This is a genomic window from Burkholderia sp. SRS-25, from assembly GCF_004343765.1.
In the GTDB taxonomy this organism is placed as follows: domain Bacteria; phylum Pseudomonadota; class Gammaproteobacteria; order Burkholderiales; family Burkholderiaceae; genus Burkholderia; species Burkholderia contaminans.
Map to the genome: position 1 here is coordinate 350,067 of NZ_PTXM01000005.1, position 23,209 is coordinate 373,275.

The following is a 23,209-nucleotide window of genomic DNA, read 5'->3' on the forward strand; positions in this document are numbered from 1 at the left end:
CACGGATGAGCGACTCGCGCAGCGTCAGGCGCGCATGGGCACGTCGACGGAGAAATCGCGCGAGATCTCGTCGGCGCTGAAATCGATCAGCGCGAGCGAAGCGGCTTCGGCTTCGCGCGGATCGCGACGCTCGATCGCGTCGACCACACGTGCATGCGCCTTCACGACGATGTCGTGTGCACCTTCCTTCTGCACGACACGCGGATTCACGAGACGCACCGCACCGCGCACGATCGCCGCCATCTGCTGAAAGAACTGGTTGCCGCTCGCCTGCACGATCCGCGTGTGCAGCAACTCGTCCGCCGTGTCGTAGCCGGGGTCGCCCGGCTGCAGCACCTTGAACGCATCGAACGCTTCGCGGATGCCTGCAATGTCGGCGGCCGTCGCACGCACCGCCGCCTGCGCGGTCGCGCGCGGCTCGATCAGCATCCGGAATTCAATGACGTCGCGCATGAACTGCGGATCGGGTTTCGCCCGGAATCGCCAGCTCACCACGTCTTCGTCGATCATCCGCCAGTCGCGCATCGGCCGCACGCGCGTGCCGACTTTCGGACGCACGTCGAGCATGTCGCGTGCAAGCAACATCGATAGCGCTTCCCGCATCACGGTGCGACTCACATCGAACTCTTTCGACAGCACGTCCTGCGGCGGCAAGATGCCGCCGTACTTGTCCTCGACGATACCCGAGACAAGCCCATCCATCACTTTGGCGACCAGTGACCGGTCTTTGCCCTGCTCCATGACACCTCCCCGTGCGTCGATTTGCGAACACCTGCTCCGCAGTTCCGCCGGCCCTGGTTACGACTGTTCTTATGATCTATAAGTTGATGAGTTCGAGGATATTTCGCTATCTGGTAAACACCTGACAGGGTTATCCCTCTTTTTGACGGGGTGATTTATACGGCTAAAAATAAGGCCCGGGAAGCGCATTGCGCCTACCGGGCCCCGATTTCCACAAGATTTAAACATTCAGTCCATTACGACGTGCGGCATTTCATTACGGACTGCTTGTCTTATCTTTCAATTAGCCGAATATACGATCGTTTCAACGCCGTTTTCCGTGCCGAGCAAGCACAGATTCGCACCGCGCTCGGCGAACAGGCCAACCGTCACGACGCCCGGCCATGCGTTCACCTGCGCTTCGAAACCGCGCGGATCGGCGATCTGCAGGCCCTTCACGTCGATGATCTCGTTGCCGTTGTCCGTGATGTACGGTGCGCCTTCCTTCGTTACGCGCAGCACCGGCACGCCGCCGAGCGCGGTCACGCGCCGGCCGATCGCCGTGCGCGCCATCGGCACGACTTCGATCGGCAGCGGGAACGCGCCGAGCACCGGCACGCGCTTGCTGGCGTCCGCGATGCAGACGAACGTATCGGCCACCGACGCGACGATCTTCTCGCGCGTCAGCGCGCCGCCGCCGCCCTTGATCATCGCGCCGCTCGCGTCGATCTCGTCGGCGCCGTCGACGTACACCTGCAGCGAGTCGACCTCGTTCAGGTCGAACACCTTGATGCCGTGCGACTTCAGGCGTTCGGTCGTGGCGACGGAGCTCGACACGGCGCCGCGATAGCGCGCCTTGACGACGGCGAGCGCGTCGATGAAGCAGTTGGCGGTCGAGCCGGTGCCGACGCCGATCACGGCGCCTTCCGGCACGTTCTGGATCACGTAATCAGCGGCGGCCTGGCCGACGAGGCGTTTGAGTTCGTCTTGAGTCATGGAGTGGTAATGCTGCGGGATTGCGGAAAACCGCCAGTTTACCGGACTCGGATGACGGTCCGCTCTTTTCGGCGTGCCGGGGCATGGCGGATTCAGGGCGCGCCCGCTGCGGACGCGTTGTCCGCCGGTTGCGTGCCGGGGAAGTACTTGTCGAGCAATGCCTGCGCAATCGCGTCGGTTTCGGCGTCCGGGTTGCCCGCATAGTCGGACGGCCTGAAATGCATCTGGAACGCCGCGAACACGCGTCGCGTGCGTGCGTCGAGCACGCCATCGGTAGCCACGTCATAGCCGTAGCGCGCGAGCTTGAGCTGCAGTTCGCGCACGTCGACCGGCGCATGCGGATCACGACCGCCGAGCCGCACGGTCACGGTCGCCTCGTCCGGCCACGCACCGACGCCGGCCTCGGCCAGCGCATGCCACGGAAACAGCGGGCCCGGATCGATCTTGCGTTGCGGCGCGATGTCGCTGTGCCCGACCACGCGCGTCGGCGGAATCCCGTAGCGCGCGACGATGTCCTTCGACAGCCGGGTCAGCGCCGCGACCTGTTCGGGCGGATAGGGTTGCCAGGTGCGGTTTTGCGGATCGAGCGGCCCGCGGTTCACGTTCTCGATGCCGATCGACACAGCATTCAGCTCGGTCGTGCCCTGCCACTCGCTGACGCCCGCGTGCCATGCGCGATTCGATTCCGGAACGAGCTGGTAGACGACCGGCATCCCGCGCTCGATGCGCGGCTGCGGCGGGATGACGTAATGCACGCTGACCGAATCGCCCGTCAGCGTGCGCAGCGATTTCGCCTCGTCGCTTTCGGTGTAATGCATCACGAGAAAGCGGATCCGCGCATCGGCGCCGCGCGCGTGCAGGCTCGTGTCGGCGTAGTAGGTACCGCGTTCGACGAGCGACGGCGACGTACAGGCAGCCACCAGGCACAGCGCGGCGCAGGATGCACCAATGCGTAACAGGGTCATCGATCGCGAGCTCCGGAGAGCCGCGTGCCGCATCGGATCGCGGCACGCGTCGTTCGGGTCATTCAAGGCCCGCGCAGGGCGCGCGGGACGGGCTGTGTCAGCCCTTCACGCGCCGCTGGCGCACGGCTTCGTACAAGCACACGCCGCTTGCGACCGACACGTTCAGGCTTTCCACGCTGCCGGCCATCGGAATGCTCATCACTTCGTCGCAGGTGTCGCGCGTCAGCCGGCGCATGCCTTCGCCTTCCGCGCCCATCACGAGTGCGACGGGGCCGTCGAGCTTCGTTTCGTAGAGCGTCGCCGATGCCTCGTCCGACGTGCCGATGATCCACACGCCGGCGTCCTTCAGCTCGCGCAGCGCGCGGGCGAGGTTCGTCACCGTGATGTACGGCACCGTATCCGCCGCGCCGCTCGCCACCTTGGCCGCGGTGGCGTTCAGGCCGACCGCACGGTCGCGCGGCGCGATCACTGCATGCGCGCCGGCCGAATCGGCGACACGCAGGCACGCACCGAGGTTGTGCGGATCGGTGACACCATCGAGCACCAGCAGCAGCGCGGGGCCCTGGATGCCGTCGAGCAGCTCGGACAGGTTCTGCGCGAGCGGGATGTCCTCGACACGCGCCACGACGCCCTGGTGACGCTCGGTATGCGCGAGGCCCCACAGGCGCGTTTCATCGGCCGCGATCAGCCGCACGCCCGCTTCCTTCGCGGTGTGCAGGAAGTCCTGCATGCGGCGGTCGCGGCGCGTCTGGTCGTACAGCACCTCCGCAACCGTCGATGCATCGTGCCGCAAACGTGCGGTCACCGCATGAAAACCGTAAAGAACCTTCAGACGTGACATGACTGGAACAACCTTCGATCAAACGTGCGGTCGCGCGACACGCGCAGCCGCGATCCATGGAAAAGGAAAGCGCCGCGTTGCCGGCGGATGACCGGTCACGCGGCGTCTCTCGATACTGCAGGGCGGGCGCTGGCGCCACCCCGAACGCTCAATACTTCTTGCGGGCGCGTGTCTTCTTCGCGGTCGGCTTCGCCGCCGCACCGCCACCGCTGCCACCCTTCTTGCGCGCGGCACGCACTTCCTTCACCGCGACGCTCGGCGCACTCGCGGCCTTCTTGCGGCGCGGTGCCGGCTCCTCCACCTGCGGCAGCGCGCGTACACGCGGGCCGTTGCCGCGGTCGACACCGCCGCCGGCGGAAGCCGGCGCGGGCGACGGACGCGGCGCCTTCACCGGCGTATCGCGCACGAGGCGGAAGTCGATCTTGCGTGCATCGAGATCGACGCGGCTCACCTGCACGCGCACTCGATCCGACAGGCGATAGCGGATGCCCGTGCGTTCACCGCGCAGCTCGTTCTTGATCTCGTCGTACTGGAAGTAGTCCGAGCCGAGTTCCGTGACGTGCACGAGCCCTTCGATGAAGAGCGTGTCGAGCTGCACGAAGATGCCGAACGACGTGACGCCGTTCACCATCCCGCCGTACTCCTCGCCGAGCTTGTCGCGCATGAAGTAGCACTTGAGCCAGGCCTCGACGTCACGCGATGCTTCATCAGCGCGGCGCTCGTTCGCCGAGCAGTGCAGGCCGAGTTCTTCCCAGATCGCCGTGTTCGAGCGCGAGCGGCCGCGCGATTCGTCGTCGGCCTGCTGCATCGCGCGGGCGCGCGGCGACAGCGCGGTGTTCAGCTCGAAGCCTTCCGGCGCCTTCGGCACGTATTTCTTGCCCGACAGGATCGCGTAGATCGCGCGGTGCGTGAGCAAGTCCGGATAACGGCGGATCGGGCTCGTGAAGTGCGCGTATGCCTCGTAGGCGAGGCCGAAGTGACCAATGTTGTCCGGGCTGTAGACGGCCTGCTGCATCGAGCGCAGCAGCATCGGCTGCAGCATCTGCGCATCGGGCCGGTCGCGGATCTGCGCCATCAGCGCCGCGTAGTCGCTCGCATGCGGCTTGTCGCCGCCGCCGAGCGACAGGCCCATGCCGCGCAGGAACGCACGCAGGTTCTCGAGCTTCTCCGGCGTCGGCCCCGCGTGCACGCGGTACAGGCCCGGATGCTTGTTGCGCTTCAGGAAGTCGGCCGCGCAGACGTTCGCGGCCAGCATGCATTCCTCGATCAGCTTGTGCGCATCGTTGCGCTGGCGCGGCACGATCTGCTCGATCTTGCCCTGCGAGTTGCAGACGATGTAGGTCTCGGTCGTGTCGAAGTCGATCGCGCCACGCTTCTGCCGTGCGGCGAACAGCGACTTGTAGACGCCGTACAGATCCTGCAGGTGCGGCAGCAGGTCCGCGCGGCGCGCAGCCTCCGGCCCCTTCGTGTTCGACAATACGGCGGCGACTTCGGTGTACGTCAGGCGCGCTGCCGAATGGATGACCGCCGGATAGAACTGGTACGCCTTGATCTCGCCGCGCGCGGTAATCACCATGTCGCACGCGAGCACACAGCGGTCGACCTGCGGATTCAACGAGCAGAGGCCGTTCGACAGTTTCTCCGGCAGCATCGGAATCACGCGGCGCGGGAAGTAGACCGACGTGCTGCGCTCGAGCGCGTCGGCATCGAGCCCGCTGCCCGGCTGTACGTAGTGCGACACGTCGGCGATCGCGACGATCAGGCGGTAGCCGTCGCCGCGGCCGACCTTGACCGGCTCGCAGTAGACGGCGTCGTCGAAGTCGCGGGCGTCCTCGCCGTCGATCGTCACGAGCGGCACGTCGCGCAGGTCGACGCGGAAACGCAGGTCGGTCGGCCGCACCTTGTCTGGCAGCGCGGCGGCTTCGTCGAGCGCCGGCTGGCTGAACTCGTGCGGCACGCCGTACTTGCGCACCGCGATTTCGATTTCCATGCCCGGATCGTCGATGTCGCCGAGCACCTCGACGACACGGCCGAGCGGCTGCGAATGGCGACTCGGGAAATCGGTCAGCTCGACGACGACGACCTGCCCGACCTTCGCCTTCTTCACGTTCTGCGTGATCAGGATGTCGTGGCCGATGCGCTTGTCTTCCGGTGCGACGATCAGCGCGCCGTTCTCGTTGAGCAGGCGGCCGATCACGCGCTTGTTCGCGCGCTCGGTGACTTCGACGACATGCCCTTCCGGACGGCCGCGACGATCGTAGCCGACGATCCGCGCGAGCACGCGATCGTTGTGCATCACCTTCTGCATTTCGCCGTTCGGCAAAAACAGGTCGTCCTGCCCGTCGTCGCGGATCACGAACCCGTAGCCGTCGCGATGCCCCTGCACGCGCCCGGCGACGAAGTTCGACGGATGGGTCAACTGGTAATGGCCGCGCTTGTCGAGGCGGATCTGGCCGTCGCGTTCCATCGCGGCGACACGCCGGAAGAACCCCTCGCGCTCCTGACGCTTGATCGACAGTGCTTCTGCGATGTCGTTGGCGGCCAGCGGCGCGTCGCTCGTACGCAGCACGCCGAGAATTTCTTCACGGCTCGGAATGGGGTACGGATATTTGCTCAAGGGTTTGTCGATGGTTGTTCTCGTTGCGTTGATTGATGGTGCACGGCATCAACATAGAGGTGTCCTTCAGACAGTTCTATATTGACGGCGGCGGGTCATTCTATCACCCGCCTGTGTCACCAAAAGACCGGAATGCCGCCAGCAGGCGCGGCGGAGCCCGGTTTGCGATGCATCGCAAAAAAGTGTTGACACGAATAATTGGGGCGCTATAATTTCGCTTCTTTGCAGCAAGCAGCTACTGCAAAACGTGCCCAGGTGGCGGAATTGGTAGACGCACTAGGTTCAGGTCCTAGCGGTGGCAACATCGTGGAGGTTCGAGTCCTCTCCTGGGCACCATCTGTTTTATAAAAAGGTCGGCTTCTAGCCGGCCTTTTTTCATTTCCGGCGCCAGCAAACGGCGCCCGGCTTGCTTGCCGATGAACTTGCGCAGCAGTCGGGACAGCTCATCAAACTCGGCCTTCGAGAATTTCCGCAAGCGGGCGTTGAGCACAATCTCCGGAATCTGCGTGGCAACCGCCTGCCCCGCTTCGGTCAGCGTGAGGTTCACTACCCGCCGATCGCTCACGCTGCGCGACCGCTCGACGAGCCCCTTGTCCTCCATGCGCACATCAAATGCAAGCGGAAGACATCGATCGGCCGCCCTCGCCCTCTCTTATGCCCGCCAGCCGAATCGATAGCAGAATTTATCGGTTATCGCCTGCCCGCCCCGTTGGTACGTTAGCCGGCTCGCTTCAATGCAACGAACCCAACACGAGGAGCACAGTCCATGACGTCGACGAACCGCCGCGCATTTGCGCGGGTGATCCTGGCCGCCGGCCTTGCTGCCGCCGGCGTCCGAACGCACGCCGAGAACGCACCTGATGTGCTGCGCATCGGCTACCAGAAGTCATCGACGCTCATCACACTCCTCAAGACGCGCGGCGCGCTCGAACAGGCACTGGCGCCGCTCGGCCTGCGCGTGTCGTGGCATGAATTCGCAAGCGGATTGCCGCTGACCGAAGCGCTCAATGTCGGCGCTGTCGATTTCAGTGCTGATGTGGCCGATACGGTTCCGGTCTTCGCACAGGCCGCGCGTGCGCGTTTCGTGTACGTCGCGCAGGAGGCGCCATCACCGAAGGCACAGGCGATCGTCGTCAAGCAGGACAGCGCGCTGCGCACGCTCGCCGATCTCAAGGACAAGCGCATTGCGGTCACGAAGGCAGCCGGCAGTCATTACCTGCTGCTTGCCGCGCTCGCACGCGCGAAGCTCGGGCCAGCCGATGTAGCAGTCCATTACCTGACACCCGCGGACGGCCGCGCGGCGTTCGAGCGTGACAGCGTGGATGCCTGGATCACGTGGGATCCCTATGTCGCGTCGGTCGACCGGAATCCGGATGTGCGGATTCTGGCCGACGGCAACGGACTCGCGTCGTACCAGCGCTACTACCTCGCCTCCAGCAGTTTCGCCGCCGCGCGGCCCGATGTCCTCGACCCTGTTCGACCAGTTGTCGCAAGCGGGCACGTGGCTGCGCAACCACCCGCAGGAGGCCGCGAATACCCTCGCGCCGATCTGGGGGCTCGACGCCGCGACGATCGCGCGCGCGAACGCGCGGCGCAGCTATGTCGTTCGTGCTGTGCTCGAGCAAAACTTCGGCGAACAGCAGAAGATCGCCGACACGTTTCTCGCAGCCGGGCTACTGCCTGCCCGCGTCGACACGAGCCAGGCGCAGCGCTGGAATTTCGTGGCGAAACGCGCCGAACCGGTCGGCGTGTGAGAATCCGTCGCGCAAGGGGCAATATTTTTAGCACCTTGAGTGAAATTATGTTGACAGACTCCGCCGACACGCTAGAATAGCGGTCTTCGCACTGCAGTAACAAGCGAAACGTGCCCAGGTGGCGGAATTGGTAGACGCACTAGGTTCAGGTCCTAGCGGTGGCAACATCGTGGAGGTTCGAGTCCTCTCCTGGGCACCATCTGTTTTTGAAAAGGTCGGCTTCTAGCCGGCCTTTTTTCATTTCCGGCGCCGAAAATACGCGCCAATCGCCAGATGATGGCGTCGCGGATGCAAGCGGCGCGCATGCCCACCTCCCCTCCTTCGCTCGACCGCCCAGCGTGCTCAAGTATTTTCGTTCGCGACCTGAAATTGTGTTGACAGCCTCTTCGGACACGCTATAATTGCGTTCTTTCGCGATGCAGCAACGAGCGAAACGTGCCCAGGTGGCGGAATTGGTAGACGCACTAGGTTCAGGTCCTAGCGGTGGCAACATCGTGGAGGTTCGAGTCCTCTCCTGGGCACCATCTGTTTTTGAAAAGGTCGGCTTCTAGCCGGCCTTTTTTCATTTCCGGTGCCGCAAACACACCCCCTCCCCCGGTCCTCGAGAGCAAATCAATCGCTTTGGTTTGCGCACCCGCCAGCGAGCCCGCACGGCATGCGGTAAATCGGGCAACGCCCCGGTGCCACGCGCTCAGACCACTTCTCCGCACGCCATCCCCGATTCCGGACATCCCGCAGCACCATCCCCGCCTCCGCCCCGAAACCGGGATTTCCCTAGGCTGACATGCGGCCGTACACGCGGTTAAATAAATCAACGTGATTTATTTAATGCGCCACCGAACGGCGCACCATGGAAGGAGACGCCATGCGAAGCCCGCACTTCGGCCAGGGAAGCAACTCGGCCAACGTGCGCCGTTACAACGAGCGCCTGCTGCTGAAGACGCTGCGCCGCGCAGGCAGCGCGTCGAAGGCCGACCTCGCCCGCCTCGCTAGCATGACGGGAACGGCAGTCGGCAGCATCATCGCGTCGCTCGCCGATGCGAAGCTGATCGAATTCGCTGGCCGCACCGAAGGCCAGCGCGGCCAGCCGGCCTCACTGATCCGCCTCGACCCGAGCGGCGCGTTCGGCATCGGCGTTCATCTGGACCGCATGCGCATCGAAACGGCACTCGTCAACTTCGCCGGCGACGTGCTCGGCCGCCGCTCGCACGACACATTGCTGCCGCCGCCCGCCGACGTACTCGAGATCGTCCGCCACGACATCGACGCGATGCAGGCGCTGCTCCCCGACCACGAGCGCGCCCGCCTGGCCGGCGTCGGCGTCGCGCAGCCCTACAACCTCGGCGCGTGGATGCGCGAGCTCGGCCTCGCACCCGACACGTTCCGCGCATGGGAGGACGTCGATTTCGCGGCCGACCTCGGCCGCACGCTGTCGCTGCCGGTATTCGGCGAAAACGACGGCAACGCGGCCGCGATCGCCGAACTGTTCTACGGATACGGCCGGCAGTGCGACGACTTCGTCTACCTGTTCATCGGGCCGGCCATCGGCGGTGGCATCGCGATCGACGGCGATTGCCTGCGCGGCGTGACCGGCAATGCAGGCGACATTGCGGTCATCCCCGTGCCGCCGAGCCGGCTGGCTTCGGCGCCGCCGCCGCGCGGCCCGTGGGACATCCTGCTCGCGCGCGCATCGCTGCATGCGCTCGTACGCCATCTGCGCCATCACGGCGAGACGGTCGACAACCGGGCCGATCTCGAAGCGTGCATCGCTCGCGGCCTGCCCGCCGTCGACGAATGGATCGACGATTGCGTCGACGCGCTGGCGCCGGCATTGCGCGCGGTGCTGTGCGTGGTCGATGCGCCGGTGGTCGTGCTCGACGCCGATACCGACGCGGGCCTGCTCGACGCGGTCACGACGCGCCTGCGCGCGGCGCTTGTGGCCACCGCGCCCGAAGCGCGCGGCACGCCGGTGCTCGTACGCGGCACGTTCGGCGCCGATGCCGGTGCGATCGGTGCGGCCACGCTGCCGATGTTCTTCAACTTCTCCCCGCGGGCCGGCATCCTCAAGGGCGCCCGCACCGACTCGCAGGAGGTCAACCATGTCGCGATCTGAGTCACACCGCCCGTTGCTCGAGATGCGCGGAATCAGCAAGACGTTCCCGGCCGTGCGCGCGCTCGACAACGTCAGCCTGACCGTCTATCCCGGCGAGATCCATTCGCTGATGGGCGAAAACGGCGCCGGCAAATCGACACTGATGAAAATCCTGTCGGGCGCATACCGCGCCGACGCCGGCGGCGAGATCCTGATCGACGGCGCCCGCATCGACATCGACGGCCCGCTTGCCGCGCGCGATGCAGGCGTCGCGGTGATCTACCAGGAACTGTGCCTGTCGCCGAACCTGAGCGTTGCGGAAAACATCTACATCGGCCGCGAACTGCGGCGCGGCAACCGGCGCTGGGGCACGATCGACCGCGCGGCGATGGCGCGCGGCTGCGAGGACGTGCTCGCGCGCCTCGGCGCATCGTTCGGCCCCGACACGCTCGTCGATACGCTGTCGATCGCGGAGCAGCAACTCGTCGAGATCGCGCGTGCCGTGCACACCCGCGCACGCATCCTCGTAATGGACGAGCCGACCACGCCGCTGTCGTCGCGCGAAACCGAGCACCTGTTCCGCCTGATCCGCCAGTTGCGCGAGGAAGGTCTCGCGATCATCTACATCAGCCACCGGATGGCGGAGATCTACGAGCTGTCCGACCGGGTATCGGTGCTGCGCGACGGCACGTACGTCGGCACGCTCGAACGCGCATCGCTGTCGGCCGAGCGCCTCGTCGCGATGATGGTCGGGCGCGACATCTCCGGCTTCTACAAGAAGGAACATGCGCCGTACGACCCCGGCCACCTGCTGCTGTCGGTGCGCGACATCGCCGACGGCGCGCGCGTGCGCGGCTGCAGCCTCGACCTGCACGCCGGCGAAGTGCTCGGCATCGCGGGGCTCGTCGGTGCAGGCCGCACCGAACTCGCGCGGCTGATCTTCGGCGCCGAACCACGTGTGCGCGGCGACGTGAAAGTGGGCGAACGCACGTTCGGCGCGCACTCGCCGCGCGACGCAATCGACGCGGGCCTCGTCTACCTGACCGAAGACCGCAAGCGCCAGGGCCTGTTCCTCGACATGAGCGTGCGCGACAACATCAACATCTCGGTCTGCAACCGCGATGCGCGGCTCGGTGCACTCGATCTCGCGCGCGGTGCCGAACGCGCGCAGGACGCCATTGCGTCGCTGTCGATCCGCGTGCCGAACGCGAACGTCAACGTCGGCGCGCTGTCGGGCGGCAACCAGCAGAAAGTGCTGCTGTCGCGCCTGCTCGAGACGAAGCCGCGCGTGCTGATCCTCGATGAACCGACGCGCGGCGTCGACATCGGCGCGAAATCCGAGATCTACCGGATCATCAACGAACTGGCCCGGGCCGGCGTGGGTGTCATCGTGATCTCGAGCGAACTGCCGGAGATCATCGGTGTCGCAGACCGCGTGCTCGTGATGCGCGAAGGGGAAATCGCCGGAGAGCTCGGCGGCTACACGCCCACGCCCATCACGCAGGAAGCCATCATCGCGCTCGCCACCGGCTCGCAAGCCGAGCTCGCCGACGCGCACTGAGCCGCGCCCTTTTTTCATTTCTTTCTTACACTCAGGTTACCGAAATGATCAACCCGACCAAGCAGCGGAACCTCGCTTCCGCGACGGCCCAGCCGGTGGCCACCCGTACGCCGCTATTGCGCGGCGCCGATCAACGCGCCCGCATGCAGTCGCTGATCCGCACCGCCGGCATGCTGCCGGTGCTGCTGGTTCTGTGCATCGGCTTCGGTTTTCTGACCGACGGCTTCTTCACGCTGCAGAACCTGTCGATCGTCACGCAGCAGGCGTCGATCAACATCGTGCTCGCCGCCGGCATGACCTTCGTGATCCTGACGGGCGGCATCGACCTGTCGGTCGGCTCGGTGCTCGCCGCCGCGGCCGTCGCGGCGCTGCTCGCGTCGACCATCCCCGGCTGGGGCTGGCTCGGCGTACCGTTCGCGCTCCTCGTCGGCCTCGTGTTCGGCGCGATCAACGGCGGCCTGATCTCGTTCCTGCGCCTGCCGCCGTTCATCGTCACGCTCGGCGCGATGACGGCCGTGCGCGGCGTCGCGCGCCTGATCGGGAACGACACGACCGTGTTCAATCCGCAACTGCCGTTCGCGTTCATCGGCAACGGCACGATCCTCGGCGTGCCGTGGCTCGTCGTGATCGCGTGCGCGGTGATCGCGATCTCGTGGTTCATCCTGCGCCGCACGGTGCTCGGGATGCGCATCTATTCGGTCGGCGGCAATCCGGAAGCCGCCCGCCTGTCGGGCATCAACGTGCGGGCCATCCAGCTGTTCGTGTACGCGGCGTCGGGGCTGCTCGCCGGCCTCGGCGCGGTGATGTCGGCCGCGCGGCTCTATGCGGCCAACGGCCTGCAACTCGGCCAGTCGTACGAACTCGACGCGATCGCCGCGGTGATCCTCGGCGGCACGAGCTTCGTCGGCGGCGTCGGCTCGATCGTCGGCACGCTGATCGGTGCGCTGATCATCGCGGTACTGACCAACGGGCTCGTGCTGCTCGGCGTGTCCGACATCTGGCAGTACATCATCAAGGGGCTCGTGATCATCGGCGCCGTCGCGCTCGACCGCTACCGCCAGCGCGATTCGGCCCGTACCTGAGCCCCTGCCCGTCCATTCAACCTGGCGGCGCAGGCCGATCCCTGCGCCCGCCTGCCAAGCAACTTCACGGAGACACAACGACATGTTCAAGCACAAAGCCGCCCTGACCGCCGTCGCCTGCGCACTCGCCTTCGGCACTTCCGCCGCGCACGCGGCCGACAAGCCGCTCAAATCGATCGGCGTCACGGTCGGGTCGCTCGGCAATCCGTACTTCGTCACGATCGTCAAGGGCGCCGAAGCGCGCGCCAAGCAGATCAACCCGAACGCGAAAGTCACGGCCGTATCGGCCGACTACGACCTGAACAAGCAGTTCACGCAGATCGACAACTTCATCTCCGCGCACGTCGACATGATCCTGCTCAACGCAACCGATCCGAAGGCGATCGAGCCGGCGGTGAAGAAGGCGCAGGCGGCCGGCATCACGGTCGTCGCCGTCGACGTCGCGGCGGCCGGCGCGAACGCGACCGTGCAGACCAACAACGTGAAGGCCGGCGAGCTGGCATGCGACTACATCGCGAAGAAACTCAACGGCAAGGGCAACGTGATCATCGAGAACGGCCCTCAGGTATCGGCCGTGATCGATCGCGTCAACGGCTGCAAGACCGTGCTCGCGAAAAGCGCCGGCATCAAGGTGCTGTCGAGCGACCAGGACGGCAAGGGCTCGCGTGAAGGCGGGATGAACGCGATGCAGGGCTACCTGACGCGCTTTCCGAAGCTCGACGCGGTGTTCACGATCAACGACCCTCAGGCGATCGGCAGCGATCTCGCCGCGAAACAGCTGAACCGCCCGAACATCGTGATCACGTCGGTCGACGGCGCGCCCGATATCGAGGTCGCGCTCAAGTCGAATACGCTCGTGCAGGCGTCGTCGAGCCAGGATCCGTGGGCGATGGCGCAGCAGGCCGTCAACGTCGGCTACGGCATCATGAACGGCCAGAAGCCGGCCAACCCGATGATCCTGATCGAGCCGACGCTCATCACGCGCGACAACGTGAAGAGCTACAAGGGCTGGAGCACCCCGCGCTGATCGCGCCGCCCGTCCTCGCAACCGGGCGGTGTCGGGCCGCGTCGCAGCATGCGACGGCCCGCACTGCCCGCCTTTTCAGATCAATCGCTGCATCGCCGCGCACACCGCCGCGGCACAAGGTTTCGACATGACGACGACGTTTCCCCGCCTGATCGTATTCGGCGAAGCATTGACCGATTTCATCCGCGACGACGCGCAGCACTGGCACAGCGTCGCCGGCGGCTCATGCTGGAACGTCGCGCGCGTCGGTGCGCGACTCGGCGTGCCGACGGCCTTCGCCGGCACGGTCAGCCGCGACACCTTCGGTGACGAGCTGATGCGCAAGAGCGCCGACGCGGGGCTCGACCCGCGCTTCATCCGGCAGGTCGATCGCGCGCCGCTGCTCGCGATGGTCGTGTCGAAGCAGCCGCCCCACTACTTCTTCATCGGCGAAAACAGCGCCGATCTCGCGTTCGATCCTGCGGATCTGCCCGCCGGCGCACTCGACGCGGCCGAGATCGTGCACGTCGGCTCGCTCGGTGTCGTGCGCGAGCCGCTCGCGTCGCGCCTGATCGACGTGGCGCAAGCGGCGCGGGCGGCCGGCAAGCGGATCTCGTTCGACCCGAACTTCCGCGCACCGATGGCCGCGCCGTCGTATCGCGACACACTGCGCCGACTGGCCGGGCTCGCCGACTGGATCAAGGTATCCGACGAGGATCTGCGCGGGCTGTTTCCCGAGCTCGATGAAGCCGCCGCGCTCGCGCAATTGCGCACGTGGGCGCCGGACGCCGCGATGCTCGTCACGCGCGGGGCATCCGGCATGCAGTTCCTGCATCGCGACATCGCGCTGTTCCAGCCCGCGTTCCCGACCGAAGTAGCCGACACCGTCGGCTGCGGCGATGCAAGCATCGGCGGCTGGCTCGCGAGCCAGCTCACGCGTCCCGATGCATCAGCCGCCGAGCATCTGCGCTACGCAGCCGCATGCGCGGCGGTCGCCTGTGCGCATGCAGGCGCCTATGCGCCGACGGCGGCCGAAGTGACCGCCATGATCGATCGCTCCGCCGACGCCGTGGTTTCGCCATAGCGCGCGCCGGCGCACCGCCTCGTCACGCGGCGGTCGTGCCGCCGCTGCCGTCCGGCGGCATCCCGGCCTGCAGCAGTTGCAGGCTCTCGTCGACGCTCAGTTCGGACATCGCATCGTCGTGCAGCGTATCGTCGGCCGCACGGCGCAGCGCGTGCAGCGCGTGCACCTTGAGCCGCACGATCGCGAGCCGCAAGCCGCGCGCCGTGCATTCGGCCGCGAACGTGCGTAGCGACTCGATCGTCGTACTGTCGATGTCCGGCGTTTCCTCGAGGCTCAGCATCACGGTATGCGCGTCCGGCGCGGCCTTCATCAGCGCACGCACGCGGTTCAGCATCCGGTCCGCATTCGCGAAGAACAATTGCGCCTCGGGCCGCACGATCAGCACGCCCGGCACCGGCTTCGCGTCGGCATGGCTCGCCACGTCGACGAAATCGTGACTGTCGCGCAGCCTGCCGAGCACGCTGACGTTCGGCTCGGACAGCTTGCGCAGCGTCAGCAGCAGGCTCACGCCGATGGCCGCGAGCAGCCCGTGCAGCACGCCGAGCACCAGCACCGCGAGCAGCGCGGCGATCACGACGAGCCGGTCGCGGTGCCAGGCCCAGTACGGCCGGAATACCGACGGATGCAGCGAGTGGCTGACCGCGAAGATCACGATCGCCGCGAGCACGGGCTCCGGCGTGCGCGCGAGCTGCGGCAGCAGCAGCCAGACGATCAGCGCGACCACGCCCGCCGCCCACAGGCCGGCAAAGCGCGACTGCGCACCGGCCGCTTCGTTCGCCGAGGTCGCCGAATAGCCGGCGCCGACCGGCATCCCGTGCAGCAGGCCCGACACGAGGTTCGCGCAGCCGAGCGCGACGAGGTCGCGGTTCGGCGACACGCTGTCGCCATGCTTCAACGCGAAGTTGCGGATCGACCCGTACGATTCCGCGTACAGGATCAGCATCAGCGCGAACGCAAGCTCGATGGTCTGCATCCACGCGTTGCGGTCGAGGGCCGGCAGGCCGAACTCGATATGCTTGAAATCGATGTGGCCGACGATCGCGATCCCGTATCGCTGCCAGTCGATCGCATAACCGGCTGCGATCGACAGCACGATCACGACGAGTGTCGCGGGCACGCGTGAGCTCCGCCCGAGCGCGAACAGCAACGCCAGTGCGATTGCGCCGACTACGACGCTCGCGAGATTCGCATGCGGCGCGCCGGTGATCAGGTCGAGCGCGACATGCGGCGCATCGCTGTGCTGCACGGAGATCGCGAGGATCTTCGGCAACTGCTTGATGACGATCGTCAGCGCGAGGCCGAACGTGAAGCCGCGCAACACCGGCCGTGCGACGAAGTCCGACATGCCGCCGAGCCGCGCGGCGCCCGCCAGGATGAACAGCACGCCCGTCATTGCGACGAGCGCCGCCGCGAGCGCGAGCTGCGCCGCAAGCGCCATCCCCGACTCCGCTAGCACCGTCGCCGCGAGCACGGCGGCCGACGACGACGTCGACGACACGATCGCGAAGCGGCTGCTGCCGGTGAGCGCATAGACGACGAGCCCCGACAGCAACGCGATGAGACCGGCCTGCGGCGGCAGGTTCGCGAGCCCCGCGTACGCGACCGCCTCGGGGATCAGCAGCCCCGCGATCGACAGGCCGGCCAGCGCATCGAGACCGATGCGTCGCGTGGCCGGCGGCGAGGCCGCGTCGAGCGCGGCGAAATGGTCGGCATGTTGCGGGCCGGCATCGGGGCGGATCGGGGCGGTCGTCATGAGGCGGTCAGGGCTTGACGGCGATGACGCCCGACCAGCCGGGCAGATAGCGTGCATCCTGCTCATGCGCGCGATGCAGTGCGATGTCGAGCGCCTTCGCGAAGTTCTTGCGGATCTGGTCGAGCGACACGTGCTGGCGCAGGTAGTCGGCCCACAGGAATTCGCTGAACGGCGTCGCATCCTTCGCATAGCCGCCCGCCGTGCGCAGTTCACCGGCGAGGCTCCGGTACGGATCGTCCACGAGCCCCGTCAGCGCCTTCGGCAGATTCGCATAGTCGCGACGCGTGCCGTCCGCGCCGAACGGATGCACCCACTGGTTGTGTTCCATCATCCGCCAGAAGATCGTGTCGTCGAGCCACGACAGGTCCTTCAGCAGCATCGCGTTCACGCGTGCCTCGCCTTCCTCGATCAGCGCGAGGCCGAGGTGGTGGTGGTCGGTGATGTAGTGCAGCCCGCCCGGGCCAAGCACGGCCGGGAACCAGTGCGATTCGATCGCAGCCTTGCGCGCGCGCTTGTTGAGCGCCTTCCAGTGCTTGCGCTTCGCCTTCACTTCGCGATAGCCGACCGTCATCTGCGTGGGACGCAGTTCTTCAAGCTTGACGGGAATCAGGTGAACGTCGTTGCCGAGAGCCATGGTCGTACCCCATGTTGCGAAATTCCGGCAACGATACTCCTGATCGCACGAGCCGTTAATACGTCGTGACCTCGATACGCCTCCGGTTGACGATCTCTGACGACCGCCCGACGGCCCGGCCGCGCACGGCGCCGTGCTATGCGCGCAGATCGTTGCGTTCGAGACGATGTCGAATGTAAGGAATGCCGTCGTGCACGACGCTCACGCGACGCATCCCGAGCTTGCGTGCGACATTCAGCGAGCCGCTGTTGGCTTCCGCGATATCGGCGATCACGCGCGGCAGGCGCACGGTGTCGAATGCGTGACGCACGACGGCCGCCGCGGCTTCGCTCGCGATGCCGCGCCCCCATGTCGCACGCACCAGCCGCCAGCCGATCTCGACGTCGTGCGCGCCGTCCGCATAGTCGGGAATCAGCAGAATCCAGCCGACGAACGCATCGGGCGCAGTCTTCTCGAAGATCGACCAGTAGCCGAGGCCCGGCGGATAGTCGCACGTGATCCGGTGCGTGACGAAGCGCCGATGCTCGACGGGATCGTGCCACGGCCCCGCGATGTGCCGCGTGACCTCGGGATCGCGATCCATCGCGAGGCACGCATCGAGATCGGCCAGCACGCGCGGACGCAACCACAGCCGGGCAGTCTCGAGCACGGGCAGCGTGGCGGCGGAACGTTCGGTCATCGGGACTCCTGATTCGGTGACGATGCGCATCGGGCGCATTACAAAACAGATACAAACAGCCTTCCGGAATGATACAGATGCCTGCCGCCGGTCTCGTGCGACGGCATTGCCATTTCCGAAACAGTTCATTTCCTAGGGATTATTCCCGATTCGACGTTATCGCGCCCCACATCGTCCGGTACCGCGGCCTACACTCGATCAATGCCCCCCGCACCGCGCGCAAGCCGGGCCGGCATCCGCATGCACAACGTGAGCGCGCAAGCCAACGAGGAGACCTCGGACATGAGCTGGACCCGCGAACAACGCAACGTCACGATCGCCGCCTACCTGGGCTGGACGCTCGATGCGTTCGATTTCTTCCTGATGGTCTTCGTGCTGAAGGACATCGCCTCCGAATTCGGGTCGACGATTCCCGCCGTCGCGTTCGCGCTCACCCTGACGCTCGCGATGCGCCCTCTTGGCGCCCTGATCTTCGGCCGGCTCGCCGATCGCTTCGGCCGTCGCCCGACGCTGATGGTCAACATCGCCTGCTACTCGCTGCTCGAACTCGCGTCGGGTTTCGCGCCAAGCCTGACCGCGCTGCTCGTGCTGCGTGCGTTGTTCGGCGTCGCGATGGGCGGCGAATGGGGTGTCGGCTCGGCACTGACGATGGAAACCGTGCCGACCCATGCGCGCGGCTTCGTGTCGGGGCTGCTGCAGGCCGGCTATCCGAGCGGCTACCTGCTCGCGTCCGTCGTGTTCGGCCTGTTCTACCAGTACATCGGCTGGCGCGGGATGTTCATGGTCGGCGTGCTGCCCGCGCTGCTCGTGCTGTACGTGCGCTCGCACGTGCCCGAATCGCCGGCATGGAAGCAGATGGAAAAGCGCCCGCGCCCGAGCCTCGGCAGCACACTGAAGCAGAACTGGAAGCTCACGATCTACGCGATCGTGCTGATGACCGCGTTCAACTTCTTCTCGCACGGCACGCAGGATCTCTATCCGACGTTCCTGCGCGAACAGCATCACTTCGATCCGCATACCGTGTCGTGGATCACGATCGTGCTGAACATCGGCGCCATCGTCGGCGGCCTGTCGTTCGGCGCGATCTCGGAACGGATCGGACGCCGCCGCGCCATCTTCATCGCCGCGTTGATCGCCCTGCCCGTGCTGCCGCTGTGGGCGTTCTCGAGCGGCCCGGTTGCCCTCGCCGCGGGGGCGTTCCTGATGCAGATCTCGGTGCAGGGTGCGTGGGGCGTGATCCCGGTTCACCTGAACGAGATCTCGCCCGACGAGATCCGCGCGACCTTCCCCGGCGTCGTCTACCAGCTCGGCAACCTGCTCGCGTCGGGCAACGCGACGATGCAGGCCTCGCTCGCCGTTTCGAACAACAACAATTACGGCTTCGCGCTCGCGCTCGTGGCCGGCATCGTCGCCGTCGTGATCGCCGTGCTGATCCTGTTCAGCCGCGAGCGGCGCGGCATCGACATGACGCAATCGGTCAATACGCGTAGCACGGTCGCCTGAACCGGCGCATTGCCGCACCGCATCATCGCGCGTGCCCCGTCCTGTCGAGGGCACGCGCGATACTTTCCGCATTCGCACATCGAACTAGAGGAATTTGTCCAGATTCCCCGCTTGCCCGGTCGGTCCGCGATTTTTTATCTTAATAAAAACGACTGTTTGAATCAGACAAACAAATCACCAGTTCGCGGCCGGGCGACCGGCATGGGAGGCGGGACATGGCAGTAAGTCAGGAGGGACGGCCATCCGCGGGACGGCCGTCCGGGGCACGGTCATCCGGCACGCGGCAGACCGGCGGGACGAAGGCGCGCATTCTCGATGCGGCCGAGGATCTCTTCATCGAACATGGCTTCGAGGCGATGTCGATGCGCCAGATCACCTCGCGCGCGGCGGTCAACCTCGCCGCGGTCAACTACCACTTCGGCAGCAAGGAAGCGCTGATCCACGCGATGCTGTCGCGCCGGCTCGACCAGCTCAACCAGGAGCGCCTCGGCATCCTCGACCGCTTCGATGCGCAACTCGGCACCCACATCACCTGCGAGCACGTGCTCGGCGCGATGTTCATTCCCGCGCTGAAGGCGTCGCGGGATCCCGAACGCGGCGGCCCCGGCTTCCTGCGCCTGATCGGCCGTGCGTACACCGATCCGTCGCCGTTCGTGCGCAACTTCCTGACCGCCCACTACGCGAGCGTCGCGGGTCGCTTCTTCGACGCGTTCCAGCGCGCGTTGCCGCACCTGCCGCGCACGGAGCTCGGCTGGCGCCTGCACTTCGCGATCGGCGCGCTGTCCGGTGCGCTTGCGGGCGCCGAAACGGAAAGCCTGATCGACGAGTTCTCGCAAGGCCGCACGATGAACGACGTGCAGATGATCGCGCGACTGTCGTCGCTGATCGTCGCCGCACTGAAAGCGCCGATGCCCGACAGCGCGCAACTGTCGATCTTCGCGGCCGTGCTCGACGATGCGGGGGCCAGCGAAGCGTTCGGGCTGCCGCAGTCGGCTCCAACCTCCGTCGACGCGGCGACGCTGCATTCCACGAACTGAGCGCGCGAGGCCACGCGCGGCTTCCTGTTCACGAATTGATTGAAACGCGCAGTCAGGCGGGGCGTCGAGGCGCCCCGCCGATCGACCGTGCGGCATGGGGCACGGGCCGGCGCCGAAGCGTCCGCCCTCGCCGAGAGCAAAGACCGGAGACACGTCATGTCATCTTCCGCAGCAACCGCAGCGGCCCAGGTTCCGCCGAACACCGACGGCATCTGGTACGCGTCATATCCGCCAGGCGTCCCGCACGACATCGACGTCACGCAATACGCGTCGCTCGTGCAGTTCTTCGACGAATGCACGAGCCGCTTCGCCGAGCGCGTCGCCTACGTGAGTGCAGGCGCCTCGATGACCTATCGCACGCTCGCGCAGAAAGTCGACGCGTTCGCGTCGTACCTGCAAAGCATCGGCATCAAGCCCGGCGACCGCGTCGCGATCATGCTGCCGAACACGTTCCAGTACCCGGTCGCGCTGTTCGGCACGCTGAAGGCCGGCGCGATCGTCGTCAACGTCAATCCGCTCTACACCGTGCGCGAACTCGCGCACCAGCTGAAGGACAGCGGCGCGCAGACGATCGTCGTGTTCGAGAACTTCGCGCGCACGCTGCAGGACGCGCTGCCGGAAACGCAGGTGAAGAACATCGTCGTCACCGCGCTCGGCGACCTGCTCGCCGACGGCTTCAATGCGAAAGGACGCCTGATCAATTTCGTGCTGAAACACGTGAAGAAGCTCGTGCCGGCCTACCACCTGCCGCAGGCCGTCCGGTTGCGCTCCGCCCTCGCGCTCGGGGCGCGCGGCAAGCCGCAGCCGGTGCAGATCACGCGCGACGACCTCGCGTTCCTGCAATACACGGGCGGCACGACCGGCGTCGCGAAAGGCGCGATGCTCACGCACGGCAACCTGATCGCGAACTTGCTGCAGGCGAAGGCCTGGATCGCCGACCAGGTCTCGGGCGACGTCGAAACCGTGCTCACGCCGCTGCCGCTGTACCACATCTATTCGCTGACGGTGAACGCATTCATCTTCATGGGCCTCGGCGGGCGCAACATCCTGATCGCGAACCCGCGCGACATGACGATGGTGATGAAGATCATCCGCAACGAGACGTTCACCGGAATCACCGGCATCAACACGCTGTACAACGCGTTCCTCGACAACGAGGAATTCCGCAAGCGCGATTTCTCGAAGCTGAAGCTCGCGATGGCCGGCGGGATGGCGATGCAGCGCGCGGTCGCGGAGCGCTTCCAGCAGGTGACGGGCCGGCCGGTCGTCGAAGGCTACGGCCTGACCGAGTGTTCGCCGATCGTGACGATGAACCCCGTGGATCTGAACGACATGGCCGCGTTCAGCGGTTCGATCGGCCTGCCCGCGCCGTCCACCGTCGTGCGCTTTCGCCGCGAGGACGGCACCTGGGCGCCCGTCGGCGAACCGGGCGAGCTGTGCGTGCACGGTCCGCAGGTGATGCGCGGCTACTGGCAGCGCCCCGACGAGACGGCGAAGGTGATCGACGCCGACGGCTGGCTCGCCACCGGCGACATCGGCGTGATGGACGAGCGCGGCTTCATCCGCCTGATCGACCGCAAGAAGGACATGATCCTCGTGTCGGGCTTCAACGTGTATCCGAACGAGATCGAGGAAGTGCTGGTGATGCATCCGGGCATCAGCGAAGCCGCGGCGATCGGTATTCCTGACGAGGTACAGGGCGAACGGATCAAGGTGTTCGTCGTGCGCCGCGACCCGTCGCTGACGGTCGACGACGTGCTCGCGCACTGCCGCAAGAACCTGACCGGCTACAAGATGCCGAAATTCGTCGAGTTCCGCGACGCGCTGCCGCAGACGAACGTCGGCAAGATCCTGCGCCGTGCGTTGCGCGACGAGGAACTCGCCAAAATCAAGGCCGCGAAGCAAGGCTGAACGATCCATCGCACCGGGAGACGCCGTCGATGAACGAAGGAAAGAAGCGCCGCGTGCGGCATGCCGCCGCCGTGGCAGTCGCGTGCATGCTGTCGCTCGCGCAGACTGGCCTGCACGCACAGGAAGCGGCCAGCGCCGTGGGTGCGGCACAGGAGGTCGCCCTGCCGGCCGATCTCGCGAAAGTCGTACGCGAGCCGGTCGCGCAGCAGGCGCGCTGGCTGCGCACGGCCGCGCAGCGCGGCACGCTCGCACAACTCGATGACGCCACGCTCGCTGCGCTCTTCAAGGCACTCGATCCGCTCGCCGTGCCGCTCTATATCCGTAACGGTCCGAACGGCTATCCGTCCTACCAGTTCACGATGGTGCGCCAGGAACGCATCAGCGGAAAATGGTCGGATACGCCCGACCGCATGCTCGTGAAGACCACCCGCGAGCCGCTGCGCGTCTACGCGAAATGGCTGCCGGGCGGCGCGCATGCCGGACAGGAGACCATCTACGACACGACGCAGCGCAAGGACGAGATGTACGGCCACCTCGGCGGTCTGCTCGGCAAGATTCCGCTGTGGACGGCCATCGACGGCGCACTCGCGCGCGCCCAGTCGAATCATCAGGTGAAGGATCTCGGCACCGAATTCATCACGAACCTGTACCTGACCGAAGGGAAGAAATATCTGGAAGCCGGCGTGCAGCGGCCGACCGATGTGGAAGCCAGAACGATCAACGGCGTGCGCGTCGTTACGCTCACCTACGAAACACCGACCGGCCGGCCGCAGTTCTACGCGAAGAAGGAAGTCCTCGGGCTCGACCTGCATGCGCCCTATTTCCGGACCGTCGAGTCGTATGACAACGACGGCAAGGTCTTCGAGCGGATCGTCATCGAGAAAATCGCGCCGGTGGCGCTCGACGACACCGCATTCGACCCGAAAAACCCCGACTATGCGTTCTGATGCGTGCCGCCGGGGCTGACCTTGGGC

17 protein-coding genes, 3 tRNA genes and 2 pseudogenes are annotated in these 23,209 nt (G+C 66.2%); 13 read left to right on the plus strand and 9 right to left on the minus strand.

The genetic code is table 11. The features are described from left to right. Positions 1 to 24: 24 nt before the first annotated feature. The 5 genes from C5O79_RS08180 to rnr all read right to left on the minus strand — a co-directional run bounded on the left by C5O79_RS08180 (position 25) and on the right by rnr (position 6,139). Positions 25 to 741 (minus strand): FCD domain-containing protein, encoded by a 717-nt coding sequence (locus tag C5O79_RS08180; protein WP_046545537.1) that lies wholly within the window; start codon positions 739 to 741, stop codon positions 25 to 27. 279 nt (positions 742 to 1,020) lie between these two features. Beyond that, complete coding sequence (gene rpiA, locus C5O79_RS08185; protein ID WP_046545536.1) at positions 1,021 to 1,716, minus strand: ribose-5-phosphate isomerase RpiA; 696 nt, start codon at positions 1,714 to 1,716, stop codon at positions 1,021 to 1,023. A gap of 92 nt (positions 1,717 to 1,808) precedes the next feature. Next, positions 1,809 to 2,681: an N-acetylmuramoyl-L-alanine amidase gene (locus C5O79_RS08190; RefSeq protein WP_046545535.1), complete on the minus strand. Its 873-nt coding sequence runs from the start codon at positions 2,679 to 2,681 to the stop codon at positions 1,809 to 1,811. 97 nt (positions 2,682 to 2,778) lie between these two features. Then, positions 2,779 to 3,522 (minus strand): 23S rRNA (guanosine(2251)-2'-O)-methyltransferase RlmB, encoded by a 744-nt coding sequence (rlmB, locus tag C5O79_RS08195; protein WP_039358863.1) that lies wholly within the window; start codon positions 3,520 to 3,522, stop codon positions 2,779 to 2,781. Positions 3,523 to 3,670: 148 nt separating this feature from the next. After that, positions 3,671 to 6,139 carry a ribonuclease R gene (rnr, locus tag C5O79_RS08200; RefSeq protein WP_046545534.1) on the minus strand — a complete coding sequence of 823 codons (2,469 nt, stop codon included), beginning with the start codon at positions 6,137 to 6,139 and terminating at the stop codon, positions 3,671 to 3,673. A gap of 249 nt (positions 6,140 to 6,388) precedes the next feature. On the opposite strand from rnr, the gene C5O79_RS08205 reads away from it, so the two are divergent. Continuing rightward, positions 6,389 to 6,475: transfer RNA gene (locus tag C5O79_RS08205), tRNA-Leu, on the plus strand. Here C5O79_RS08205 and C5O79_RS38520 read toward each other — a convergent pair. Beyond that, positions 6,429 to 6,743: pseudogene (locus C5O79_RS38520) on the minus strand (hypothetical protein); the annotation flags it as partial. The gene C5O79_RS08205 and the pseudogene C5O79_RS38520 overlap by 47 nt on opposite strands. A 162-nt stretch (positions 6,744 to 6,905) precedes the next feature. On the opposite strand from C5O79_RS38520, the pseudogene C5O79_RS08215 reads away from it, so the two are divergent. The 8 genes and pseudogenes from C5O79_RS08215 to C5O79_RS08250 all read left to right on the plus strand — a co-directional run bounded on the left by C5O79_RS08215 (position 6,906) and on the right by C5O79_RS08250 (position 14,718). Next, positions 6,906 to 7,893: pseudogene (locus tag C5O79_RS08215) on the plus strand (aliphatic sulfonate ABC transporter substrate-binding protein). 112 nt (positions 7,894 to 8,005) lie between these two features. Next, a tRNA-Leu gene (locus tag C5O79_RS08220) sits at positions 8,006 to 8,092 on the plus strand. 238 nt (positions 8,093 to 8,330) lie between these two features. After that, positions 8,331 to 8,417, plus strand: a tRNA-Leu gene (locus C5O79_RS08225). Between the two features lie 341 nt (positions 8,418 to 8,758). Beyond that, entirely contained in the window at positions 8,759 to 10,006 is a 1,248-nt protein-coding gene (locus C5O79_RS08230; RefSeq protein ID WP_122474532.1) for an ROK family protein, read from the plus strand. Next, positions 9,993 to 11,546 carry a sugar ABC transporter ATP-binding protein gene (locus C5O79_RS08235; protein WP_046545531.1) on the plus strand — a complete coding sequence of 518 codons (1,554 nt, stop codon included), beginning with the start codon at positions 9,993 to 9,995 and terminating at the stop codon, positions 11,544 to 11,546. The genes C5O79_RS08230 and C5O79_RS08235 overlap by 14 nt, the downstream gene beginning before the upstream one ends. A 44-nt stretch (positions 11,547 to 11,590) precedes the next feature. Continuing rightward, on the plus strand, positions 11,591 to 12,628 hold the full coding sequence (locus C5O79_RS08240; RefSeq protein WP_039358899.1) for a ribose ABC transporter permease: 1,038 nt from the start codon (positions 11,591 to 11,593) through the stop codon (positions 12,626 to 12,628). 82 nt (positions 12,629 to 12,710) lie between these two features. Next, complete coding sequence (locus C5O79_RS08245; protein ID WP_046545530.1) at positions 12,711 to 13,655, plus strand: ABC transporter substrate-binding protein; 945 nt, start codon at positions 12,711 to 12,713, stop codon at positions 13,653 to 13,655. A 127-nt stretch (positions 13,656 to 13,782) separates the two neighbouring features. Continuing rightward, positions 13,783 to 14,718: a carbohydrate kinase gene (locus C5O79_RS08250; protein ID WP_122474531.1), complete on the plus strand. Its 936-nt coding sequence runs from the start codon at positions 13,783 to 13,785 to the stop codon at positions 14,716 to 14,718. Positions 14,719 to 14,740: 22 nt separating this feature from the next. On the opposite strand, the gene C5O79_RS08255 is transcribed toward C5O79_RS08250, so the two are convergent. From C5O79_RS08255 to C5O79_RS08265, 3 genes are all read right to left on the minus strand, one after another. Next, positions 14,741 to 16,471: a SulP family inorganic anion transporter gene (locus C5O79_RS08255; RefSeq protein ID WP_122473858.1), complete on the minus strand. Its 1,731-nt coding sequence runs from the start codon at positions 16,469 to 16,471 to the stop codon at positions 14,741 to 14,743. Positions 16,472 to 16,478: 7 nt separating this feature from the next. Then, positions 16,479 to 17,105 (minus strand): ParB-like protein, encoded by a 627-nt coding sequence (locus C5O79_RS08260; RefSeq protein WP_047850977.1) that lies wholly within the window; start codon positions 17,103 to 17,105, stop codon positions 16,479 to 16,481. A gap of 136 nt (positions 17,106 to 17,241) precedes the next feature. After that, positions 17,242 to 17,784 (minus strand): GNAT family N-acetyltransferase, encoded by a 543-nt coding sequence (locus C5O79_RS08265; RefSeq protein ID WP_046545527.1) that lies wholly within the window; start codon positions 17,782 to 17,784, stop codon positions 17,242 to 17,244. Between the two features lie 282 nt (positions 17,785 to 18,066). On the opposite strand from C5O79_RS08265, the gene C5O79_RS08270 reads away from it, so the two are divergent. From C5O79_RS08270 to C5O79_RS08285, 4 genes are all read left to right on the plus strand, one after another. Further along, positions 18,067 to 19,287 carry an MFS transporter gene (locus C5O79_RS08270; protein WP_046546323.1) on the plus strand — a complete coding sequence of 407 codons (1,221 nt, stop codon included), beginning with the start codon at positions 18,067 to 18,069 and terminating at the stop codon, positions 19,285 to 19,287. Between the two features lie 215 nt (positions 19,288 to 19,502). Further along, a complete protein-coding gene (locus C5O79_RS08275) occupies positions 19,503 to 20,324 on the plus strand; it encodes a TetR/AcrR family transcriptional regulator (protein WP_046545526.1) in 822 nt (273 codons plus the stop codon). A gap of 156 nt (positions 20,325 to 20,480) precedes the next feature. Then, entirely contained in the window at positions 20,481 to 22,235 is a 1,755-nt protein-coding gene (locus C5O79_RS08280; protein ID WP_039358913.1) for an AMP-binding protein, read from the plus strand. 29 nt (positions 22,236 to 22,264) lie between these two features. Beyond that, on the plus strand, positions 22,265 to 23,182 hold the full coding sequence (locus tag C5O79_RS08285) for a DUF1571 domain-containing protein (RefSeq protein ID WP_122473857.1): 918 nt from the start codon (positions 22,265 to 22,267) through the stop codon (positions 23,180 to 23,182). Positions 23,183 to 23,209: the final 27 nt, after the last annotated feature.

Excerpts from the sequence above, each read along its gene's own strand:
- C5O79_RS08280 (WP_039358913.1), top strand. The coding sequence starts at position 20,481 with ATGTCATCTTCCGCAGCAACCGCAGCGGCCCAGGTTCCGCCGAACACC.
- C5O79_RS08275 (WP_046545526.1), top strand. The coding sequence starts at position 19,503 with ATGGCAGTAAGTCAGGAGGGACGGCCATCCGCGGGACGGCCGTCCGGG.
- C5O79_RS08265 (WP_046545527.1), bottom strand. The coding sequence starts at position 17,784 with ATGACCGAACGTTCCGCCGCCACGCTGCCCGTGCTCGAGACTGCCCGG.
- C5O79_RS08235 (WP_046545531.1), top strand. The coding sequence starts at position 9,993 with ATGTCGCGATCTGAGTCACACCGCCCGTTGCTCGAGATGCGCGGAATC.
- C5O79_RS08270 (WP_046546323.1), top strand. The coding sequence starts at position 18,067 with ATGAGCTGGACCCGCGAACAACGCAACGTCACGATCGCCGCCTACCTG.
- C5O79_RS08260 (WP_047850977.1), bottom strand. The coding sequence starts at position 17,105 with ATGGCTCTCGGCAACGACGTTCACCTGATTCCCGTCAAGCTTGAAGAA.
- C5O79_RS08190 (WP_046545535.1), bottom strand. The coding sequence starts at position 2,681 with ATGACCCTGTTACGCATTGGTGCATCCTGCGCCGCGCTGTGCCTGGTG.
- C5O79_RS08285 (WP_122473857.1), top strand. The coding sequence starts at position 22,265 with ATGAACGAAGGAAAGAAGCGCCGCGTGCGGCATGCCGCCGCCGTGGCA.
- C5O79_RS08255 (WP_122473858.1), bottom strand. The coding sequence starts at position 16,471 with ATGACGACCGCCCCGATCCGCCCCGATGCCGGCCCGCAACATGCCGAC.
- C5O79_RS08245 (WP_046545530.1), top strand. The coding sequence starts at position 12,711 with ATGTTCAAGCACAAAGCCGCCCTGACCGCCGTCGCCTGCGCACTCGCC.
- C5O79_RS08240 (WP_039358899.1), top strand. The coding sequence starts at position 11,591 with ATGATCAACCCGACCAAGCAGCGGAACCTCGCTTCCGCGACGGCCCAG.
- C5O79_RS08250 (WP_122474531.1), top strand. The coding sequence starts at position 13,783 with ATGACGACGACGTTTCCCCGCCTGATCGTATTCGGCGAAGCATTGACC.
- rpiA (WP_046545536.1), bottom strand. The coding sequence starts at position 1,716 with ATGACTCAAGACGAACTCAAACGCCTCGTCGGCCAGGCCGCCGCTGAT.
- C5O79_RS08230 (WP_122474532.1), top strand. The coding sequence starts at position 8,759 with ATGCGAAGCCCGCACTTCGGCCAGGGAAGCAACTCGGCCAACGTGCGC.
- C5O79_RS08180 (WP_046545537.1), bottom strand. The coding sequence starts at position 741 with ATGGAGCAGGGCAAAGACCGGTCACTGGTCGCCAAAGTGATGGATGGG.
- rlmB (WP_039358863.1), bottom strand. The coding sequence starts at position 3,522 with ATGTCACGTCTGAAGGTTCTTTACGGTTTTCATGCGGTGACCGCACGT.